The 22,018-nt window shown below is 46.1% G+C and carries 20 protein-coding genes; 9 read left to right on the forward strand and 11 right to left on the reverse strand.

The window, feature by feature from the left end; translation table 11 throughout:
• Positions 1 to 106: 106 nt before the first annotated feature.
• A complete protein-coding gene (panD, locus tag ACO0KZ_RS03240; protein WP_186890396.1) occupies positions 107 to 469 on the reverse strand; it encodes an aspartate 1-decarboxylase in 363 nt (120 codons plus the stop codon).
• A gap of 157 nt (positions 470 to 626) precedes the next feature.
• Positions 627 to 1,742 (reverse strand): Re/Si-specific NAD(P)(+) transhydrogenase subunit alpha, encoded by a 1,116-nt coding sequence (locus tag ACO0KZ_RS03245; protein WP_422992656.1) that lies wholly within the window; start codon positions 1,740 to 1,742, stop codon positions 627 to 629.
• A 607-nt stretch (positions 1,743 to 2,349) separates the two neighbouring features.
• On the opposite strand from ACO0KZ_RS03245, the gene ACO0KZ_RS03250 reads away from it, so the two are divergent.
• From ACO0KZ_RS03250 to ACO0KZ_RS03260, 3 genes are all read left to right on the forward strand, one after another.
• Positions 2,350 to 2,838, forward strand: coding sequence for an NUDIX hydrolase (locus tag ACO0KZ_RS03250; RefSeq protein ID WP_422992658.1), 489 nt, complete (start codon positions 2,350 to 2,352; stop codon positions 2,836 to 2,838).
• 175 nt (positions 2,839 to 3,013) lie between these two features.
• Positions 3,014 to 4,114 carry a tRNA 2-thiouridine(34) synthase MnmA gene (gene mnmA, locus ACO0KZ_RS03255; RefSeq protein ID WP_422992660.1) on the forward strand — a complete coding sequence of 367 codons (1,101 nt, stop codon included), beginning with the start codon at positions 3,014 to 3,016 and terminating at the stop codon, positions 4,112 to 4,114.
• Between the two features lie 70 nt (positions 4,115 to 4,184).
• Entirely contained in the window at positions 4,185 to 5,357 is a 1,173-nt protein-coding gene (locus ACO0KZ_RS03260) for a site-2 protease family protein (RefSeq protein ID WP_422992662.1), read from the forward strand.
• Between the two features lie 112 nt (positions 5,358 to 5,469).
• On the opposite strand, the gene ACO0KZ_RS03265 is transcribed toward ACO0KZ_RS03260, so the two are convergent.
• The 9 genes from ACO0KZ_RS03265 to ACO0KZ_RS03305 form a co-directional block, all read right to left on the reverse strand.
• Positions 5,470 to 8,673: a prolyl oligopeptidase family serine peptidase gene (locus ACO0KZ_RS03265; RefSeq protein WP_422992664.1), complete on the reverse strand. Its 3,204-nt coding sequence runs from the start codon at positions 8,671 to 8,673 to the stop codon at positions 5,470 to 5,472.
• Between the two features lie 32 nt (positions 8,674 to 8,705).
• On the reverse strand, positions 8,706 to 9,515 hold the full coding sequence (locus tag ACO0KZ_RS03270) for a hypothetical protein (protein ID WP_422992666.1): 810 nt from the start codon (positions 9,513 to 9,515) through the stop codon (positions 8,706 to 8,708).
• A gap of 143 nt (positions 9,516 to 9,658) precedes the next feature.
• On the reverse strand, positions 9,659 to 10,264 hold the full coding sequence (locus ACO0KZ_RS03275; RefSeq protein WP_422992668.1) for a 3'-5' exonuclease: 606 nt from the start codon (positions 10,262 to 10,264) through the stop codon (positions 9,659 to 9,661).
• Positions 10,265 to 10,332: 68 nt separating this feature from the next.
• A complete protein-coding gene (locus ACO0KZ_RS03280; RefSeq protein WP_422992670.1) occupies positions 10,333 to 11,157 on the reverse strand; it encodes a substrate-binding domain-containing protein in 825 nt (274 codons plus the stop codon).
• Positions 11,154 to 11,855, reverse strand: a complete 702-nt coding sequence (locus ACO0KZ_RS03285) for an ATP-binding cassette domain-containing protein (protein WP_422992672.1) — start codon at positions 11,853 to 11,855, stop codon at positions 11,154 to 11,156. The genes ACO0KZ_RS03280 and ACO0KZ_RS03285 overlap by 4 nt, the downstream gene beginning before the upstream one ends.
• Entirely contained in the window at positions 11,852 to 12,559 is a 708-nt protein-coding gene (locus tag ACO0KZ_RS03290) for an ABC transporter permease (RefSeq protein ID WP_422992674.1), read from the reverse strand. Before ACO0KZ_RS03290 ends, ACO0KZ_RS03285 begins: the two co-directional genes overlap by 4 nt.
• Before the next feature lie 217 nt (positions 12,560 to 12,776).
• Positions 12,777 to 13,529, reverse strand: coding sequence for a head GIN domain-containing protein (locus tag ACO0KZ_RS03295; protein WP_422992676.1), 753 nt, complete (start codon positions 13,527 to 13,529; stop codon positions 12,777 to 12,779).
• A gap of 54 nt (positions 13,530 to 13,583) precedes the next feature.
• A complete protein-coding gene (locus ACO0KZ_RS03300; protein WP_422992678.1) occupies positions 13,584 to 13,928 on the reverse strand; it encodes a hypothetical protein in 345 nt (114 codons plus the stop codon).
• A gap of 167 nt (positions 13,929 to 14,095) precedes the next feature.
• Positions 14,096 to 14,962: a c-type cytochrome gene (locus ACO0KZ_RS03305; protein WP_422992680.1), complete on the reverse strand. Its 867-nt coding sequence runs from the start codon at positions 14,960 to 14,962 to the stop codon at positions 14,096 to 14,098.
• Between the two features lie 326 nt (positions 14,963 to 15,288).
• On the opposite strand from ACO0KZ_RS03305, the gene glyQ reads away from it, so the two are divergent.
• The 6 genes from glyQ (at position 15,289) to ACO0KZ_RS03335 (ending at position 21,994) form a co-directional block, all read left to right on the forward strand.
• Positions 15,289 to 16,248: a glycine--tRNA ligase subunit alpha gene (gene glyQ, locus ACO0KZ_RS03310; protein ID WP_395010381.1), complete on the forward strand. Its 960-nt coding sequence runs from the start codon at positions 15,289 to 15,291 to the stop codon at positions 16,246 to 16,248.
• 31 nt (positions 16,249 to 16,279) lie between these two features.
• Positions 16,280 to 18,364: a glycine--tRNA ligase subunit beta gene (gene glyS / locus ACO0KZ_RS03315; protein WP_422992682.1), complete on the forward strand. Its 2,085-nt coding sequence runs from the start codon at positions 16,280 to 16,282 to the stop codon at positions 18,362 to 18,364.
• A gap of 430 nt (positions 18,365 to 18,794) precedes the next feature.
• Entirely contained in the window at positions 18,795 to 19,361 is a 567-nt protein-coding gene (gene gmhB, locus ACO0KZ_RS03320; RefSeq protein WP_422992684.1) for a D-glycero-beta-D-manno-heptose 1,7-bisphosphate 7-phosphatase, read from the forward strand.
• A gap of 108 nt (positions 19,362 to 19,469) precedes the next feature.
• Complete coding sequence (locus ACO0KZ_RS03325) at positions 19,470 to 20,204, forward strand: lysophospholipid acyltransferase family protein (RefSeq protein WP_422992686.1); 735 nt, start codon at positions 19,470 to 19,472, stop codon at positions 20,202 to 20,204.
• Between the two features lie 100 nt (positions 20,205 to 20,304).
• Positions 20,305 to 21,213: a M48 family metallopeptidase gene (locus ACO0KZ_RS03330; RefSeq protein ID WP_422992688.1), complete on the forward strand. Its 909-nt coding sequence runs from the start codon at positions 20,305 to 20,307 to the stop codon at positions 21,211 to 21,213.
• 13 nt (positions 21,214 to 21,226) lie between these two features.
• The gene (locus tag ACO0KZ_RS03335; RefSeq protein ID WP_422992690.1) at positions 21,227 to 21,994 is read left to right on the forward strand and encodes a helix-turn-helix transcriptional regulator; all 768 of its coding nucleotides are present in this window, start codon (positions 21,227 to 21,229) and stop codon (positions 21,992 to 21,994) included.
• Positions 21,995 to 22,018 lie beyond the last annotated feature (24 nt).

The raw sequence follows: 22,018 nt of genomic DNA on the forward strand, positions 1-22,018 counted from the left end.
CTGGATTCCCGCCTTCGCGGGAATGACACATCAAAGTGTTGGGCTTCACTGAGTAGCATCAGACGTCCGTAGTTCTTTATTCATCACGTCTAAGAAACTACACAGTTCAATATTCTTTCAAACTAGTGATTTTGTTCTTTGCATCGACAAACACTACTTTTGGCTTGAAATTTTCCGCGACTTCATCATCCATCGGTGCGTAAGTGCAAATAATCATTAAATCACCCAGTTGTACGCGACGTGCTGCAGCACCGTTTAATGAAATTTCACCACTGCCGCGCTTACCTTTAATCGCGTAGGTTGCAAAACGCTCTCCATTATTGATGTTGTAGAGTTCAATGCGTTCATGTTCCTTAATGTCGGCAGCATCGAGTAAATCTTGGTCGATGCCACATGAACCTTCATAGTTCAAATCACATTGGGTAACTGAAACACGGTGAATCTTGGCGCGTAACATATTTCTTTGCATAATTTCCTCAACTACTTGATATTCAAAAACTTACTGATTAAAAACGAATCAAAATCTACTTTCGTAACAGAGGCGCAGGGATCGCTGAGATTTCTCTCTTTAAAACTATAGAGTCGCTGCGCTTCTGCGATTCAAGTGATCTTCATCGTTTTCAAATTTATTTCTTTAACACTTCGCCGCCAGAACACATCATGGTAGCGACGACGATTTCATCTTCTTTATTGATCGCCAGATTTGCATCTTTGTCGATGATCAATTTCAAGAAATCGAGAATATTGCGTGAATACAAAGCCGATGCATCGGCAGCAACCAGCGTTGCCAGATTCGGTTCGCCGATAATATGGACGCCGTATTTGGTGACAGTTTTGTTCAGTTCAGACAAAGGGCAATTTCCACCTTGTTCAACCGCCATATCGACGATCACAGAACCCGGTTTCATCGCTTTGACCGTTTCTTCAGAGATCAAAATCGGCGCTTTACGTCCAGGTATCAAAGCCGTGGTAATGATAATGTCCGCTTGTTTAGCGCGTTCATGTACCAAAGCCGCTTGACGTGCCATCCATGCAGCCGGCATAGGACGTGCGTAGCCGCCCACACCTTTGGCGATTTCACGTTCTTCTTCGGTTTCGTAGGGCACATCGATAAACTTCGCACCCAAAGATTCAACTTGTTCTTTGACAGGAGGACGGACGTCAGACGCTTCAATCACTGCGCCTAGACGTTTCGCGGTGGCGATCGCTTGCAAACCTGCGACACCAACACCCATAATCAAGACGCGCGCAGCTTTGACCGTACCAGCTGCCGTCATCAACATAGGCATGAAACGCTGATAAGTATTCGCCGCCAGCATCACTGCTTTATAACCAGCGATGTTGGCTTGTGAAGATAGTACGTCCAATGACTGAGCACGTGTGATACGCGGCGCAGCTTCTAGCGAAAATGCGGTGATGCCATGTGCTGCCATCGCTGCAATATTCTCCGCATCAAAAGGGTTGAGCATGCCGACGATCACTGTGCCTGATTTGATCAAACTGCGTTCTTCCGCAGACGGTGCACGCACCTTCAAAATCAAATCTGCGGCAAAAACGTCTGCCGCGGAAGCTATCGTCGCGCCAGCCGCTTGATAGGCTTCATCGGTAATCGAGGAAGCAATACCAGCACCAGCTTGCACGATGACCTCGTGCTTGGCACTCACATATTTCTTAATTGTTTCTGGGGTCGCCGCAACGCGCGTCTCGCCCAACCGTGTTTCGGCGGGAATGCCGATTTTCATAAAGATACTCCTTTTTATTTTTGATACCCTTGGGTTCAATTTCTAAAGCGATTACTTCAGGTATTTCATGTTGCGCGAATTGCATGTCCTTGGGTAAAAGACAAACAAGATGATTGATATTTCGATTTATCTCACCACGGCGTTCAAAACACTTAAATCGAACTGGAGGTTAGAAATCCTCCAAAACTTCCTTTTTGGGAAGAATTGAGAGGCGCTTCCTATATTACATTTGATATTCGACAACGATATTACACGAAAAATGCACCATACTGGCACGTGTTAAGCACTCTAAAGTGCCACTTATCTAATACCACTGCACCAGCATAAAGCAAGAACATTCTTACTCACACAGACACATTTCTATCTCAAACCCTGATGGCATAAGGCTTTCCCAAGAACAAACTGGGTCTAAACCAACATTGGCCAAGCTACAATTTTCATTTCAAAATACCAACAAGATTGATAGATTTTCTTATAGATAGAATCTTTATTAGTAAATTCGAATCGTGATTAGGCCGCGATGACGGTGAAATCTGCGCTAAAGAGGTAAAATGACGCCCGGTTTCGTTTTTTAGCTTCCACTCTCCACTATCATTGATCAAAACCTATGTCTGACATTTGGAAACCTTCGGTCACTGTCGCTGCTATCGTCCCGCGCCAAAACGGCGAACGCTTAGAATTTTTGATGATAGAAGAAACAACGCCCGATGGCGTGCGTTTGAATCAAGCCGCAGGCCATCTCGATCCCAATGAAAGCTTAGAGCAAGCAGTGATTCGAGAAACCATGGAAGAAACCGCACATGAATTTGTGCCGGAGGCCTTGGTCGGTACCTATATGTCGAAGTTTATTTCACCGAGTTCAGGTAAAGAAGTGACTTATTTGCGTTTTGCCTTTTGTGGCAAAGCAATTGCCCAGCATGACAGACCTTTGGATCATGGCATTTTGCGTGCTTTATGGATGACGTATGAAGAGATCCTGGCGTGTCAAGACATGCACCGCAGCCCTTTGATTTTGAAGTGTTTACAGGATTATTTGGCGGGGCAAAGAGCGCCTTTGGGATTGATGTATACGCATCCTAGTGTGACGGATGTTTAAAGCGCTAAAGTCAGTTTTCAATAGCTCGTCCTGGATCTCTCCCACAAGCTAACTGTTCTATGCGCACATATTTGAAATGTTGAAATATTGGGCAACACAAGTCCCATTGCTCGCCATACCGGTATTGATCCGGCATGACGGTAACGAGGCTATTTAAAAATAAGCAGGAATATTCATGAGTAAAAAACGCGTAGTCATCGGAATGTCTGGTGGTGTAGATTCTTCGGTCTCTGCCTGGCTCTTAAAGGAACAAGGTTACGAGGTGATCGGCCTTTTCATGAAGAATTGGGAAGACGATGACAACTCCGAGTATTGTTCAACCCGCGAAGATTTAATCGACGCCGTGAGTGTAGCCGATGTGGTCGGTGTAGATATCGAAACGGTCAATTTCGCCAGCGAGTACAAAGATCGTGTATTTGCGGAATTCTTGCGCGAATACCAAGCCGGACGTACCCCAAATCCCGATGTACTGTGCAATGCAGAAATTAAGTTCAAAGCCTTCTTAGACCATGCAATGAAACTTGGGGCCGACTATATCGCCACTGGTCACTATGCACGCGTGCGCGAAATGAATGGTGAATTCCAGTTGATGAAGGCGCTTGACGCCAGCAAGGACCAAAGCTATTTCTTACATCGATTAAATCAGGCGCAACTCAAGAATACTTTATTTCCGCTCGGTGAAATCAATAAAACCGAAGTGCGTAAAATCGCTGAACAAATCAATTTACCGAATGCAAAAAAGAAAGATTCAACCGGCATTTGCTTTATCGGCGAGCGTCCTTTCCGCGAATTCTTAAATCGCTACTTATCCTATGCGCCTGGAGAAATTCGTACTCCGGATGAAGAGATTATAGGCAAGCATGTTGGCCTAAGTTTTTATACCTTAGGCCAACGCAAAGGCATAGGTATAGGCGGCATCAAGTCACATCAAAATGCAGACGGCAGCAGTGATGCCTGGTATGTAGCACGGAAAGATGTAGAGAATAATCGCGTGTATGCGGTGCAAGGCCATGATCACCCATGGTTACTTTCAAATTCATTGGAAGCAGCACAAGTCAGTTGGGTCGCAGGTCATGCACCTGATCTAGAAAAATTATCTGCCAAAACCCGCTATCGCCAGCCTGACATGGCCTGTCACTTCAGTGGCAATAATGAACTGTTCCAACTGCATTTCGATGAAGCGCAATGGGCGGTCACACCGGGGCAGTCAGCAGTTCTATATGATGGCGATGTATGCTTAGGCGGCGGCATTATCAATACAGCACAAGCTGATTAAAATCACTTACCAAAGACAAAAACTGACGTCAAAATATTTCATCCCATCTTGAAAATCAACTGGAACGACATTGGAACTACTTAACATCGATTGCCTAGGCAAAGCACTACGTTTAGAAGGCTCACTTGCGGGTTGGCAGCAACTTTTCTGGGACAATAATCTGGTATCACAAAAAAACGCCAGTGCGGACAATGAAGGTGCCCACACGCATGAATTCGAACTGAAATTTAGTCCAGTGCCCGCCAACACGCAATCCGCGGATCAAGGCATTACGACTTCAGGCACAAACGCAGAGACTAGTTTGGGATCGGTGATTGAGCCGGTACAACTTTTCACCATCCGCCTCGAGACCCAATTGCAATGGCAACCATTTTTGATTCAATACCGCTTATTGATCAATAATGAAGAAGTCACGCAAGGTCAACGTAATACCAAAGATATAGAGCGCCAGGTACCCGAAGTTGCGGTAAGTAACAATGAAAAACCTAGCCTAATCGGCTTGGCGTCGCTGGCCTTCAAATTACTCAAAAGTGCAAAGGCTATCAAAGTTATTTTGGCCACCGCCACGCTCGCAACCTATTCATGGCTATTTTCATTTAAATTTGCTGCGGCACTGATCGCTTGTCTGGTGATCCACGAGTATGGGCACATCCGCGCTATGAAGTACTTTGGCTTAAAAACCAAGGGTATTTACCTGATTCCTTTTTTGGGAGGTTTGGCACTGAGTGACGACAAGATTAATACACGCTGGCAGGATGTCGTGATTTCAATTATGGGCCCCACTTTCGGCCTTTTCTTGTCTTTAATTTTATTGGTGCTGTACTGGGTCACAGGAAATATTTTCTTCGCCGGCCTCGCCAATTTTAATGCGCTACTTAATCTGATTAACTTATTGCCTATCTTACCTCTCGACGGCGGGCATATTTTGAAGAGTATTGGTTTCTCAGCCAATGGTAAATTTGGCTTATTCGCCATGGTCACGGGTTCCGTTCTAGGCATTCTCGGTTGTTACGCGATGGGTTTGAGTTTCATGGCATTCTTCCTACTGATAGGCAGTATGGAAATTGTGTTCGAATGGCGTATGCGTCATCAAAGCCACTTACTGCCACTCGATCGCTATGGACAAATTTTTTCCAGTGTTTGGTACGTCTTTACTGCCGCAGCATTGATTGCAATCATGTGGTATTTCGCGCATAGTGGTGATGAATTACTGGCTGCCCCTTTAAAGATATTACGAAGCTAATTCGTCTCTAAAAATCTGAGAGGAAAAACTGCTCTTTATGTTGAAAGAAAAAAAGCTCGCAAGTGCAAACTTGCGAGCTTTTTTACTCATCACTCAAAAAATCAAATAAAGATCACTTCTTGTCTTCTGTCACTTTGGCAGGCACAAACTGTCCCATCACATCACGCTGACCACGCTCCAGATAAGGAATCGGTTTTTCCATCCATTCTGGACGCGGTTTATTCAACAAATAATGGTCAAAAAACTCGCTCATATGGACGGTGAAATGCTTGATATTATCGCGATCACGAAGACCGTGTTTTTCGCCGTTGTAGTTAAACCAGTAAGCTTCTTTATTTAAACGACGTAAAGCGGAGAAGAACTCAATCGCCTGATACCAAGGTACCGCATCATCGTCATCGTTATGCACAGTTAAGAACGGAGTCTGCACTTTATCGATGGCAAATATCGGAGAGTTCTCTACATATTTTGCCGTACTATTCCACGGTGTACCGCCCATACGGCTTTGACCATGTTCATATTGGAAAGCACGACTGACACCCGCGCCCCACCGAATACCACCATAGCCGCTAACCATGTTTGCCATTGACGCGCCCGCTTCCGCAGCACGGAACATATTAGTACGCGTGATGATGTAGTTGATCTGGTAAGCGCCCCAGCTATGCCCCTGAATACCGACTCGTTTTGCATCGACATAACCATTTGAAATCACCTGCTGCACTGCAGGCACTACCGCATTTAACGCACTCTTGCCTGGATAGCCTGTTTTGTACACGATATCTGGGCGCAAGACGATATAACCATTACTGACGTAACGAGTGACGTTAATATTTTGCGCGGGCGATGGAGATACGAAACGATGCATATTGTCAGTCATCTTTTCGTAGATGTAGACCATCATCGGATACTTTTTCTTAGGATCAAAATTTTCTGGTTTTGCAACCAGAGCTTTCATTTTTTTACCATCGCCATTGGTATACTCAATCATCTCTTGCGTACCCCAGTTGTATTGGGCTTGCTGAGGATTGGCATAACTGATTTTCTTGGCATTGGCAAAACTCAAATCCGCGCTCCACAAATCAGGGAACTCTGTAAAAGTCTGCTGCGTGAATAAGGTCGTGTCGCTATCTTTCGCCTTAACCAATCCGGAAATCAATTTATCGGCATGTACCAGACGCTTGGGCTCGACCGGTGTTTGCACTTGTGGATTCAAGCTGTAATAACCAGTCGATTGATTGATGTCGTGAGTCGCCGAAAGTATCCACGGTTTGTCGCTTGGCAGTGCTTTTGTTTGCGGTGAGTATCGGCTATCGCCTAAATGCACGTAACGCAATTCCAATAGGTTCTTACGTCCAAAACCTGCAGTCAAATTACGAGTAGCTTTGCTTTGCAAATTGACTTCCCACAAATCGAATTGATCATACAAGACCACATTCGCATCATCGGCTGACCAGCCTGCCACACCAAACGCATTTTTGGGTTCCGGTGTATCACGTTGTTGATCTTCAAAATGAGTTTTGATGTGTCCAGTTAAATTGGTTTTCTTACCATCAGCCGTTGCGTAAGACCACCACACACTCTTGTCCGCATCAAAGTTAATGATGTATTTACCCGCAGGCGAAAATTGCGGCATAAAGCGCGTCTTTTCGATCAACATCTTAGCCTGACCATTTTGTAAATCGACGGCGTAGGCGTCGTAGTACAAACTATCCCATGACATCAAATGACGATACGGTAAAGTACTAATACCCATCGCAAATTGAGCGTTGTCATTGACCATCACTTGTGGGATGAGTTTATTGGCTAATTGAACAAATTTAGCATCCGCTAGGTGAACAACCGCGCGATAGGATTTTTGTTTATCACGTTCTAGATTGACTTTCTGCACTGACTGCAGCTCTGGATCTTTCCAATGCCAAAGATCTACCTTCATCGGCTCTGGCGCATTTTTCACAGCAGGTTTAGGCAATTCGGCCGTACTCAAAAACAAGCGTTGGCCATCTTTACTGAAGCTTAAGTCCGCATGTTCGCTAGGCGTCCAGCCTTTCGCCATACCATTAGAGTCTGCGTTGACTAACAAGCGTGCATAATCATCGCCTGCACGCCAAAAGAACAGACTATAAACATTGGTCTCGTTATTGGCATCCTTAGCTGCGTCTTTTTTCTTTGCGACTTCATCGCGATTACTGAGCATCGCAAATTGTTTACCGTCCTCGTCGAAGCGCAAATGTTTGTAGCTACCTGCACCTTGCAAGATTGCTTTGGATTCACTTGTTTCAGCGGACCACAAATACACACCCTCTGTCGCACTTGGCGCCGCAGCCGCAGCGATTAATTTAGCATTTGGTTTAGCTTCTTTTGCTTGCTCCTTCACTTGCTCTTGCGCCACTTCCTTTTGATCAGCTTTTATTGGTTCTTTGACGGCGTCCTTAGTTGCGTCCTTAGTTGCATCCTTTGCGACTTCTTTCACAGAAACCGCATACGCCAACAAACTTCCTGATTTATTCCAGCTTAAATCAGCTACTTCTTTGATCGAAGTCTTTTTATTTTTTGCCAAGTCCCAAACGATCAGTTCAGTGCCAGGCTCTTTCTTTTTTGCAGCCGCTGCTAATGCACCAGGCGCAACTTGCTGATCTTCGTCGTTGGCATCAAATGACGTAGCGATTCCATCTTCTGTGATAGCGTCAGTTTTTGGTGCTTCGTCTTTCTTAACCTCTTTTTTCACCTCTTTTGGCGGCTCCAATAGCACTGCCAAAAGACTCGATCCTTCTTCTGCAAAGCTAAAACGTTTGACGCGTTCTATGCTTTCCACTTTACCGCTCGCCAGATCAATCACGCCCACGCCCGGTTTTGGCGCATCTTCTGCCTTGGTTTTCGCTTTCTTCGCCTTTTCTAAATCAGCACGAGTCGGTGCAACAGCAAAGGCTAAATACTTACCATCGAAACTAAACACCGGTGCATTACCACGCGGCGCACGCCACTCGCGGCCATCGCGCAAGTTCTTAACAACAATTTCGCCATCCGATTCTTGACCTACCAACGCATAAGCAGCCCACTGGCCATCGCGGCTCAAGATGCTATTTTGTATGCTGCGCCAGTTCGCATATACATCATGCGTAATTAATTTTTTGCTTGCTTGAGTCGCATTCGAGCTAGTCACCGCTTTATCGTTGGCATTCTGTGCCAAGGCACTTTGCGGCACACTGACAGCATGCAAGCCTAGCACCAACACCAAGGCAGTCGCTGGACGCAACACCCAATTTGAGTTTAAAAAGTTTCCTGCAACTTGCACTGAATTTTGCATAGTACGCTTCATCTTGCTTCCTTTATTTTTTGTCTTATTTAGTCTTATAGGGCTTGAACCTGCAAGGTCTTTGTGACCTTACCTTCACCTTTTTCACCCATACCGGAACCGCTATTCTTACTCTCTTTTTTTAGCGCGATCAAACGATCGCCCAAAGTGCTATAGACCCACTCTTCTTCATTTTTCATTTCAAAACTAATCACGATGAAAGCGCGCCCTGATATGGCTTGTGTCTGACGGCTAGCCAGTGGTGTGCCATCAGCAGCGATCCAGATATCTAGATTGCCATCAAACTTCTTCATATACTTACGATCTTTTTCTGACAACTTATCAATCGACAATTCAAAATTCAACAATCGTGCCGGTTTGCCATTGAAGCTGTCTAGCTTCTCGCTTTTATACGTGGCTTTTTCGATGCTACGCGTCAAGCTACCAGTAGCAGAAATCATAGGTCTAAGCGCAGACGAATTCACTTCATTTAAAGCAGATAGAGTCGGCGTCTTGGCCTTGCTATCTTTTTCCTTTGACCGTTCTTCTGCTTCCAACTTTGCCAGCATTTCTTTGCTGTACAAGACATGCAAGCCACGCCCACTATCTTCTACCGACACACTGGCGGCACCGTGTGTTTCTTCCAACTCTTTACCCTCGCCCTGCCGATTCCAGGTTCTTGCCTCGACCACGGCTTTAAGAGGAGTCTGCCCTTGCAGCCGCGCTAATGCCGCTTTCAAATCGCTTAAACCATCAGCATGCGCCGCACCACTAATCAGAACAAGTGAAATAGCCAAGCCCAAGCCGATCACAGGAGCTAGTGCTCGATTCATACTGCGCTGGATCAATTGTTTAGCATTTTGCATAGAATTCCTTTTATTTAATGAGCAATACAGCCCAAGGTGAATCTGATGCGTAATTTGCTCAGACCCAATTTTTGATATCTAGTTCCACGATTCACTAAAATCGATCTCAATAGATAATGAAGCTCACGTAGGACATGTTCATGTTAGGACTTCTCTTTACCTGCCAAAGGTGAAGCCTGATACACCAGGAGAGCGGATTGCGCATCATCAGCTGCATATTTGAGCTGGCGCTCATTTAGGCTTTCCGCTGCCCAATTAGAAGTGGATACGCGTTTTGATTTTTGTAAAACCTGCCCAAAATATTTTTCCACCGCACGTTTGGCGCCCATTTGCTTTTTGCGATTATCACTAAGCGCCCGCGACAAATCCAGAACATGAGCAATCTTCACACCTAGTTTATGCAGCAGTCTCTGATTGTCATCACCCAAACCAAAGCCAACTTTCAAAATAGTTTTCGACTCTAAGGCGGCTTTCAATACCGGTGTAGCAAATTCCACTTGCGCACCATTCAAAATGGGAAACAAAAATGCATATTCGGTCGTCGCTAATTGAATCAAATGCGGCCCATCCGAGCTTTGTCCAATTTTAAAAATAGGTTTGGACTCCGTATCAAAACCAAGTACCCTCGCCTGCAATAACTGCTCTTCGGCAAATGCCAATTGACTAGTCGTTTGGACTAGGCATATTTTCTCCATATCGATGCCGGGATATGCGGGCAAATCCTGACTCACGTCCAAATCATCGTTCATGTTTTCCAATCAATCTCAGGCTTCAAGCTTTCGCTCGATTTCAATGTTAACAGGCCTTAAAACAGGCCTTAATACGGAAAGAACACTTGTTCACCATTTACCTTAAACGCAGCGATTTTTTTCTTACCTGGTTCGGAGCTTATCCACTCGATTAATTTCATGGCTGCGGCGTAATGTACTTCTGGAAACTTGGCAGGATTGACTGCAATAATGCCGTAAGGATTCAGCATGCGCTTATCGCCTTCCAATACTATTTGCAAGCCTGTTTTGGCTTTATAGGCGGCGTAGGTAGCGCGATCACTGAGCGTGTAGGCTTGCATTTCTGCCGCCATCGTCAATACTTCACCCATGCCTAAGCCGGCTGACACATAGGCAGCGGCTTTTGGTTTGTCACCTAGTTGCTTCCAATATTTTTGCTCCATCACATCGGTGCCTGAATTGTCGCCTCGTGAAATGAAACGAACCTTACTATCTACTATACGTTTTAGTGCGGCGACCAAATCTTTCTCTTTTTTGACGCCAGCAGGATCATTTTCCGGTCCGACAATCACAAAATCATTGAACATCACATCACGTCGCTGCACGCCATGTCCGACTGCGACGAACTGATCCTCTGCCTCACGCGCGTGTACCAAGGCCACATCCACATCACCATTCTTTGCTAACTCCAAGGCCTTGCCAGTACCCACGGCGATCACTTGTACTTTGATTTTCGTATCGGCTTCAAAAGCAGGTAACAGGACTTTCAACAAACCTGAATTTTCAGTGCTAGTCGTCGTCGACATCTTGATGGTTTCTTGCGCACCTGCAGTCAAACTTAAAAACAATACGCTAGTCAATAAACTGAGCCCAGCACTACGTATGAATCGGGTACTAATTTTCAATGATGTCATGAGTTCCTCCTACTTATGTTTGCGGTTCGTTCTTCTATGCGACCATCGCGCAATTTCACATGATGTACCGATGGTAAGTTAATCAAATCTCTGTCATGGCAAGCCATCACTACACTCGTCTCTGCCGCCACTAGTGTCGGTATCAAGGCGATAATCTGCTCTCTCGCCTGGCCGTCCAAATTGGCACTGGGTTCATCCAACAGCAATAATTTCGGCTGCAAGATCTTGGCGCGCGCCAGCGCGATTTTCTGTTTCTCACCACCCGAAAGTCCCTGCGGCATACGATTTCGCAAGTCCCACAGCCCAGCCCATAACAAAGCCTGTTCAGTGCGCTCGGCGACCTCTGCTTTAGCATAACGTCGCACCCGCAATCCATAAGAAACATTTTGGGCAACACTCATGTTTAACATAATGGGATGCTGATGCACATACACAATGGCTTCTCGCATGACAGCAGGATAAGCTCGGGTCACTTGAGGCTGTCCCATAAAATGCCACGCCAAAATGTCTGCTTTTTCCAAGCCAGCCAAAATACGCAAAAGCACTGTTTTTCCCACGCCATTCATGCCAGTCAAAACGTAAGCGCTGGATTGCTGTAATTGGAAATTTTCTATCGCCAACAATGGCCTATCGCCGAACGATTTACTTAGTATATCAATCGTCAATAAAGGCGTTAAAACCAAGGATTCTGATTTCATAGGGCCCGCCCAGATTGCCCTGCATCGCCTTGCAGAACCAATAAAATCGCGTTCATCACTAAGGCGGTCACGAGCAAGACTAGCCCTAAAGCAATGCCTTGTGCGAATTCACCCTTGCTGGTTTCCAAGGCGATCGCTGTCGTCATAGTACGCGTTTCACCGGCGATATTGCCACCAACCATCATGGCGCACCCCACTTCCGAAATGACACGGCCAAAAGCATGAATCACCGCCGCAATCACCGCAAAACGCGCTTCGCGTAATACCGTCCACATAACTTGCCAAGGAGAAGCACCCAAGCTAATGGCAGTTTCTGCTATGCGTTGATCGCAAGCCTGCACCGCGGTAAAAATGAATGCAATCAAAATTGGCAACGCGATCAAAGCTTGTCCAAATACCAGCGCCTTACTACTGAATAACCAATGCCAAGTGCCAAGATAACCCTGGCGTGACAATAGCAGATAGAGCAAAAGTCCGATCAATACAGTAGGAAAAGATAGGCTGGCCTGAATCAGCCAAATGACAAAACGACGGCCGTAAAAACGATAAGTCGCCAATTGGTAACCACAAAATAGTGCAATTGGTGTCGCGATCATTAAAGCGAGCATGGCGGTTCGCAGCGACAAGCCAATGATTTGCCACAAATCAGCATCTGCCGTGAGCAAGAGTCGAAGGGCATGCCAAAAATTATCCAGCAAATTCATGACGATTCCGTTTCACTTAATGGGAGAATAATTGCGTGCAATGAAGCGTGTCGTGAATTTGGGAAAAGTAGGTGCATAGCCGCCATGATAGTGAGGCATTGCAGAAAGCGCAACGAGGTAAATTAATCGGTCGTTTCTGTGAAGGATACCTAAATCAGGATGAACATAAAAAAAGGCGACCCGTTGGCCGCCTTGATTATTCACTAATTGTTAAAACTTATGGAGCACTGCCCTTACGATTGACACTACCAGAACCACCAATCGACTTGGTGACGCGCGGGTCACCATAGTAATTCACATTACCAGAACCACCGATACTGACATTTAAATTCTCAGTGACCCAGGTACTTGCTGTGCCAGAACCACCGATACTGATACGCACATCTTTTGCCGCCAGTTTTGCCATATCGAGTTCACCAGAGCCACCGATAGCACCAGATACTTGAGGTACGGTACCACGTGCAGTAAAGCTGCCGCTACCGCCTATAGTAACTTTCAAAGTATCTGCTTTTAAATCAGCAATCTCCAGATCGCCAGAGCCACCAATCCGCAATTTCAAATCCGTACTTTGTAATTTATCACTTTTCAGGCTGCCAGAACCTTCTAAGGCGATATCGTCGATGTTCTTAAAATTGACCACAATATTTAAAGTGCGTGTTTTAGGATAAACATTTTTTTCTTTGGAGCGTATTTTCAAGGTATTACCTTCAACCACGACTTCCAGCATCGCTTGAATATTGTCGTCAGTTTCTATCCAAACACCCTCTTGCGTGCCTTGCTTCAATTCTACCTTGCCTGAGACAGAGACCTGCACTGCACGGAAATCCTTCGCAGCACGATCTTGTTTCTGGATTTTGCCAGAACCTTCTACGCTTTTTCCAAACCAGTTTCCCCAATCAGCACACGCTGGTAGCGCAGTAAGAACTAAGGCAGTGGCGAGCAAGCTGCGACGTATTGTTTGTTTGTTCATGATAGTCTCCGATTTAATACAGCAATAGTAAATTTATAAATTCTTACTGCTGACTTAGGCTGTTTTTTTGCGTGAGAACAGGGCAAACAAACCGTACAAAATTAAGAATGGAATCATGAGCGGCAACAAAGCGATCGCGAATGAACCCAAGACCGCGCCTAAAACTACGACCAGCACCACAGCAACCATCGCCAACACTAAGCCAGTGACGCTCAAGGCGAAGAATAGGGCCACAAAACCGATCAGGCATGCCAGCACAAAACCAGTAAAGCCACCGATATCACCAATCTCTTCACCATCGATCACGATATGTGAAGGATCCATAGAAAAAAAGCTGATCAATAACAGGCTGAAGATAATGGCGATCGCAATAAAGATATTTCGTGTATTCGTTTTCATTTTGTTCCCCTTTGTGAGCTTAAGTTTGAGTTTAAGTGCGTGTTTAACTTTGTTTCAACAAGATGTGCTTCTCTGATGGCTGCAGTGTAAGCAAGTCGATTCAAGCTCACCAGCGGATTGCGACAGAATGCAAAAAAAGGGGTTTAGAGCGTCAGTTCCTACCGGATTTATTGTTTGCTTGCTTTTACGCCGCCAGAAGACTTACGTGTTTGCTTCATTTTCTTCAAATAGACGATGAGGTCATCCAAGTCCGCAGCAGAAATAGTCTTTTCATCAAAACCAGGCATCAGCGATTGCTTCCAGCTACGCACTGAGGCAGGCTGGCGTATCAATTGTCGTAAAAACTTTTCCTGAAAATACTCAGTAGGACTAAATGGCAGGTTCAAATCAGGACCTATAGCCGCATCGCCGCCGCCATTTATTGTATGGCAAACAGCACAATTTTTGATGTAAATATGCATGCCACGCAAGGCCTGTTGAGTATTTCCGCCCACGGCTGCAACAGGGATTATCTGCGGGTAGCGTTGAGGCAAAGGCGCCTCGACACTGATTTTTGCGACCTGGTAAGGCCATTGTTCATTACTGATATTGCCCGCTTCGGGCGCTAGCCAGACCAGATAAAACGGCCCCGCGCTGGCAGTTTTTGCCGGATTATCTGGATTAAGCGCTGGCCAACTTTGATTCTCAGGCTCAATTGCCAAATAAGGCTGACCTTTACCGGCAAGATCCTTGCCTGCGATATTAGCAACAAAGCCATCGGAGGCGACGAATTGCACGGACTGATACTTGTCCGCTTGCGGCAATAGCTGTGCGACGGATACCGCACGATAGGTCATGCTGCGTTGATACGCAGAATCCTTTGATATCTGAACTTCCTTAGCTTGCGCTAACAGCGCAGAACGAGTCCAGCTTTGTATCTGATCGCCATTCTTGACCTCCAAAACTGGCTCCTGCGCAGCGGTGAAACCCGCACATATCACACTCATCAACATGAGCACTGTCGTTTTCCCAAGAAAATCACGTGGCGATAACATAAGAAGTCTCACTAAAAATTTTATACAAGAAATGAAATTAAAGCCTGCAGTGTTACTGCCAAACACAAACCTCAGGCAGACAAATTTGCTCGAAAGTATAGAGGAAGTGATTGAAAATTTAGCGCCTTCTGTTTGGAATAAGGCGAAACCCACAAAAACCATCAATTTAGAGTGAAAAGCAAAGCTAAAGCGGTCGAAGCCCCCCAAAAAAAGGTTAAAATCTAAGGTTTATAAAATCCTTAGTTCCTAAGAGCAATTTTCTAAATTGATCGAGCGAACTTAAGTTAGCACCTAATCTAAAATCCAGCAAAAAAGGCAGAAGAGCTATGCTCACTTTTCAACAAATTATTTTGACATTGCAAGACTATTGGGACAAACAAGGTTGCGCCCTGTTACAACCGATTGATATGGAAGTGGGTGCGGGCACTTCGCACACAGGTACTTTTTTACGTGCAATTGGACCAGAGCCTTGGCGCGCGGCCTATGTACAACCGTCACGCCGTCCAAAAGATGGCCGCTATGGTGAAAATCCGAATCGTTTACAGCACTATTATCAATATCAAGTCGTATTGAAACCAGCACCAGAAAATATTTTGGATCTCTACCTCGGCTCTTTAAAAGCCTTGGGCTTGGATCTGCAACAAAATGATATCCGCTTCGTCGAAGACGATTGGGAAAATCCAACACTTGGCGCATGGGGTCTGGGCTGGGAAGTCTGGTTGAACGGCATGGAAGTGACTCAGTTCACTTATTTCCAACAAGTCGGCGGTCTCGATTGCAAACCTATCCTCGGTGAAATCACCTACGGTATCGAACGTCTGGCGATGTATTTGCAAGGCGTTGAAAACGTCTACGATCTGGTTTGGACTGAGCGCGAAGAAAACGGCAAAACCGTTCGTTTATCTTACGGCGATGTGTTCCATCAAAACGAAGTTGAGCAATCGACTTTCAACTTTGAATATTCGAATACCGATTTCTTGTTTTCTTTGTTCACCAACTACGAATCCGAAGCGAAGCGTTTATTGGAAATTACAGAAAACGTCGAAGAAAAATCTTTAGCTCTACCTGCTTACGAAATGATTCTAAAAGCTGCGCACACCTTCAACTTGCTCGATGCGCGTGGTGCGATCTCTGTGACGGAACGTGCGGCCTATATCGGTCGCATTCGTAATTTATCGCGCGCTGTCGCCGCTGCTTACTATGCTTCCCGCGAAAAACTCGGCTTCCCGATGTGCGCCGCGGATGACAAGCATAAGCCTGCAATCGCTGCAGCAGAAGCCGTTTAAGCCAGAATAAAAGAACAGAATCGAGATCGAAATGAATCAAACACTTTTACTAGAATTATTTACAGAAGAACTACCACCAAAAGCACTCGCCAAACTCGGTGAAGCCTTCGCCGCTGGCATCATCAACGGCTTAAAGTCACGTGACTTTTTGGAGGCGGATTCTGTCGCTACCAGCTTTGCCTCACCGCGTCGATTGGCGGTCAGCATTACGAAAGTGCGAGCGACTTCTCCCGACAAACAAATGCGCGAAAAAGTATTGCCGGTATCGGTCGCTTTAGATGCAAGCGGTAATGCCACACCACCATTGGCAAAAAAACTTGCTGCACTCGGCTTCCCCAATTTGCAAGTAGCAGATCTGGAACGCGCAGTAGATGGCAAAGCTGAAAGTTTTTTCTACAGCTACACCGCACCTGGCACGGCCTTGCTTGACAGCTTGCAATTAGCACTCGAAGAATCGATTAGCAAATTACCGATTCCTAAAGTCATGAGCTACCAGCGTCCTGATGGGGAAACCGTGCATTTTGTGCGTCCGGTACATAGCATCATCGCCTTGCATGGCGCGAATGTTTTACCTTTAGCGGCACTGGGCTTAACTGCTGGTCGTATCACACTCGGCCATCGTTTCTTATCCGCTGGCGAAGTTTCCATTGCTCACGCTGACAACTATAGCCAAGACTTAGCTGAGCAAGGCAAAGTGATTGCTAACGTCAGCGAACGTAAAGAAAAAATTCGTGCCGCATTACAAGCGAAAGCCAATGGCGATCAAGTTCTGATGCCTGAATCCTTGCTGGATGAAGTAGCCGCTTTGGTAGAATGGCCCGTCGTCTACGAGTGTCATTTCGAAGAAGAATTTTTGGCAGTGCCGCAAGAGTGTCTGATTCTGACCATGCAGACCAATCAGAAATATTTTGCCGTCACCGACGCTGCTGGTAAATTGCGCTCACGCTTTTTGATCGTCTCTAACTTAGCGACTGATACACCAGAACACATCATCCAAGGCAATGAGCGCGTCGTACGCCCTCGTTTGTCTGATGCAAAATTTTTCTTTGAACAAGACAAGAAAAAAACTTTGGCAGATCGTTTGCCACAGTTAGCCAACGTGGTCTATCACAATAAACTAGGTAGCCAGGCAGAACGTACACAACGAGTCAAAACACTAGCAGGTCATGTCGCTCAATTACTAGGTGCTGATGTTGCCTTGGCAGAGCGCGGTGCTTTATTAGCGAAAGCGGATTTGCTGACTGACATGGTTGGCGAATTCCCTGAGCTGCAAGGTATCATGGGCACTTACTATGCCAAGCACGATGGCGAACATGCTGATGTTGCAGCAGCGGCCTCAGAACATTACCAGCCTCGTTTTGCCGGCGATACTCTGCCAGCGACCGCGACTGGTACAGCCGTAGCATTAGCCGACAAGTTAGAAACTTTAGTTGGCATCTGGGGCATAGGTTTACAACCAACTGGCGATAAAGATCCTTTCGCTTTACGTCGTCATGCGCTCGGCATTTTGCGCATGTTGGTGGAAAAACGTCTGGCAATTTCTTTGCAAGCACTGATCGCTGCAGCGACAAACCTATTCGCGGGCAATACGAATTTCAAAGACCCAAGCGCTGATGTACTGACTTTCCTCTACGACCGCCTGCGTGGACAATTACGTGAACGCGGCTTCTCTCAGAACGAAGTCGAAGCGGTGGTAGCACAAAATCCTGATACTTTGGATAACATCGTTGAACGTCTGCAAGCGGTACAGAGCTTTGCCGCATTACCAGAATCTGCATCCTTGGCGGCTGCGAACAAACGTATCACCAATATTCTGAAAAAAGCCGAAGGTGCGCCGAGCGCCATCAATCCTGCACTGTTGCAAGAAGCTGCAGAACAAGCTTTGTATAAAGCCATGAGTGATGTCAAACCCGACGTCGATGCGGCCTATGCTGCAGGTGACTTCACCAGTGCATTAAAAACCTTGGCGGCTTTGCGTGAAGGCGTAGATAGTTTCTTTAATGATGTAATGGTGAATGCGGAAGACCTAGCGCTGCGCAACAACCGATTGGCCTTACTGGCGTCTTTGCATGGCATGTTGAATCAGGTAGCGGACATTTCTAAGTTGGCGGCATAAACAAGCTTGATATCCCCTCTCCCGCAAGCGGGAGAGGGTTAGGGTGAGGGTAACTCAGAAGCGATAAAGATATTTTTTTGAATCTACATCATAAAACTGAATGTCTGGAGCATCACGTTTAGCATTTACAAGTCTGAACTACCCTCTTCCCCGTCCCTTCTCCCGCTTGCGGGAGAAGGGAGTTGAAAACCTAAACTTGTCGTAAAATTATTCAAAGCAGAGAATGACAAAAAACGATCGCAAAGCAAGATTGGCAATGAGTACGATATTTATCCTACTCGCTCTCGCATCAGCGATCAGTTTCATCATCGAAGGGGTAGGAATCGTGAGCTTACTCTTAACTTCATTTAGCTTACTCGCGCTTCTTCTTGCAATCACGACACCACGACAGCTGCAAGATTTTATGGACACCTTGTTGGACTAGGAAATAATGACACCCACCACCAAACTCATCATCCTCGACCGCGATGGCGTGATTAATCATGACTCCGATGCTTTCATCAAATCAACTGATGAATGGCAAGCGATTCCCGGCTCGGTGCAGGCCATAGCGCGTTTGAATCAAGCTGGGTACACAGTGGTAGTGGCAACCAACCAATCAGGTGTTGCGCGCAAGTTATTTTCGATGGAGACCTTAAATGCGATACATCAAAAGATGCATGCAAGTGTAGAGCAAGTCGGTGGCTTAATTGATGCGGTGTTTTTTTGCCCGCATAGCGCCGACGATAATTGTGATTGCCGCAAACCTAAGCCCGGTATGCTGCAGGAAATTTCAACTCGCTACAATTTGTCCCTAAAAGGCGTGCACTGCGTTGGCGATTCACTACGTGATTTGCAATCAGGATTCATGCTCGGTTGCATACCTAATTTGGTACTCACCGGTAAAGGGCAAGCCACGCTAACAAAAGGCGGTCTGCCTCCTGGCACGCAAGTGCATCCCGATCTGGCAAGCTTGGTCGAGAGTTTGCTAAGCACCCATAGCGAAACCACTATATAAGCAAATAAATAAGCCAACAAGTAGAGAACAAAAGCAAGTTTGTAAATTTATTTTGCTATAAAATTTACGACAATAGCCATCGCAACAAGCATTAATTTAGGAAATACAATGTATTCAGCTTTTTGTTTCATCCGCTCATTCGTCTTCACTTTGGTGATGATCATTGCAACCGTAATCTGGGCACCAATCTGCTTCCTGTTTGCGCCACTGCCTTATAACCAACGCTACTGGGCGACCGCACGCTGGAACGTGTTCATCATTTGGGCTGCAAAAGTTATCTGCGGCATTCGTTACGAGACCCGTGGCTATGAGAATTTCCCAGACGGTCCTGTCATTGTTTTGTCCAAACATCAATCGGCTTGGGAAACTATTTTTCTTTTAATGTCGACGCCACGTCCTTTGGTATTTGTCTTTAAAAAATCGATTACCTATATCCCTTTTTTTGGTTGGGCAATTTCTCTAATGAAGATGATCCCAATTGATCGCAGCAAGGGTAAGGACGCTTTTGCCCAAGTCGTGACTATAGGTCGCAAACGTTTAGCCGATGGGCAGTGGGTCATCATGTTCCCAGAAGGCACTCGTATTCCGGTCGGCAAAAAGGGAAATTACAAAGGTGGCGGCACTCGCCTCGCCATTGAAACAAACACCCCCGTCATTCCTATCGCCTTAAATTCAGGCGAATGCTGGCCTAAAAACTCGTTCATTAAACGGCCTGGTCTGATCACCGTTTCCGTGGGCAAACCGATTGCGCCCGGTGACATGAATGCGACGGAATTAATGGCTAAAGTCGAAGAGTGGATAGAAGCCGAAATGCGTGTCATCTCACCACAAGTGTACAAATAAATCGCCAAATCGAAGCCGTGCTAAACTCTTGATGTGCGCCTCATCTCATTGGTCATTCAAGATTCGGTGCCCGACAGTTTCACCGATTTGAGAGAGTACTATGCCCGTTGCAAAACCTGTAAAACCTGCCAAGCCGTCATTGATCCAAGGTCTGCAACGTGCACTACAATTAGATTTCTTTAACGATCTTTTTGGCAGCAATGAAGTGATTGTTGAAAATCGTCCTGCAGCACCCAGTTCCCCTGATAAGCGCACTGAGAACGGCACTGACAGCACCACGCAGACGCGCAAGCGTCAAATCCTGATTCAAGATCAAGTGCTCGAATACGAATTACGCCGCTCGAAACGTCGCAGCATAGGCTTTCTAATAGCCGATGAAGGCTTGCGCATCACCGCGCCACGCTGGGTCACTTTAGCGAATATTGAACAAGCGATTAATGAAAAACAGCATTGGATAGTCAGTAAACTACGTGAGAAACGCGAACTGACGAACAAGCGCATACAGGCGACCATGCGGTGGGAGGACGGCGCACGTTTGCCCTTTCTTGGAAAACAACTGACATTACGTATCACACATCAAGCTCGCGTTTCGATTAAGCACGACGACCAGCAAGACATCTTACACATAACTCTACCACCTGATTTTCAGGAACAACAACTAAAAGACCGAGTAAAACATTGGCTGCAACAAGAAGCGAAATGCGTATTCAGTCAACGCATGCCCGTGTTTGCGCAGCGCTTAGGTGTCAGCTATCACTCCATGAGTTTATCATCAGCAGGGACGCGTTGGGGTTCTTGCACATCGCAAGGAAAGATACGTTTAAACTGGCGACTCATTCATTTCTCTCTTGACATAATTGACTACGTGGTTGCGCACGAACTATCGCATCTGCGTGAAATGAATCACAGCGCTAAATTCTGGGCAACCGTGGAATCTATCTACCCTGAATATGAACATGCGAAACGCAAACTGCGTCAACATGCGAGCGCTGATTTACCTGTTCTTTAAGTAATCCACTTTCATGCCTAGACAAACTAGTCAACTATCGAATTCAAGATTATGGTTTGGCGAAGTCGGCATCGATGTGGGCTTTGCTTTCTTCATCGGACAAACCGGCGACAATCAAGCACACGCACACTGGGTGCATCAATGCATCGTTCGCTTAGACCAGCCTTATACTTTATTCAGCGCTGGATTGAGCTTTCAAAGCGATGCGATTTTTGTCCCTGCTGGTGTAGAACATCGCTTGATCGCTCCGCGCCATCTCTCCTTATTTTTTGATCCCACCACCACGCTGGCAAAGGCCTTGTGTGACCATCTGGAAGAACCGCGTGCAGTTCAAGCTTTACCGCAAAAGATCGCGGACTTTTTCAGAGGCCTGCTTGCTTTAGAAAACTCCGGCAAAAACTTTCATCAACATTGCCAAGACTTTTTCAAGCATCACCATAAGGCATCGAAGTCAGATCCGCGACTACCCATTATCCTGAGAAGTATTCGACAAGAGACCAGCGCCGACTCTGCCAAGCTCAGTAAGCTCGCACAACAAATCGCTTTGTCAGAATCACGCTTCTCACACTGGTTTCGTGAACAAACAGGCATGCCTTTGCGTAGTTATCGAAAATGGCTGCGTCTAATCGTCGCACTGGAAGCAATTTTGGATGGCAGCAACGCAATCAATGCCGCACATGCTGCCGGTTTTTCTGATCAGGCGCATTTCTCCCGAACTTTCCTTGCCATGTTTGGTGTGACTCCGCATAGCTTGTTACCACATCTGATACGCCGAAAGTAGATTCAGCAGTTTCGTTCAAGACTC

It is taken from the genome of Undibacterium sp. Di24W (assembly GCF_049340325.1).
Lineage (GTDB): Bacteria > Pseudomonadota > Gammaproteobacteria > Burkholderiales > Burkholderiaceae_D > Undibacterium.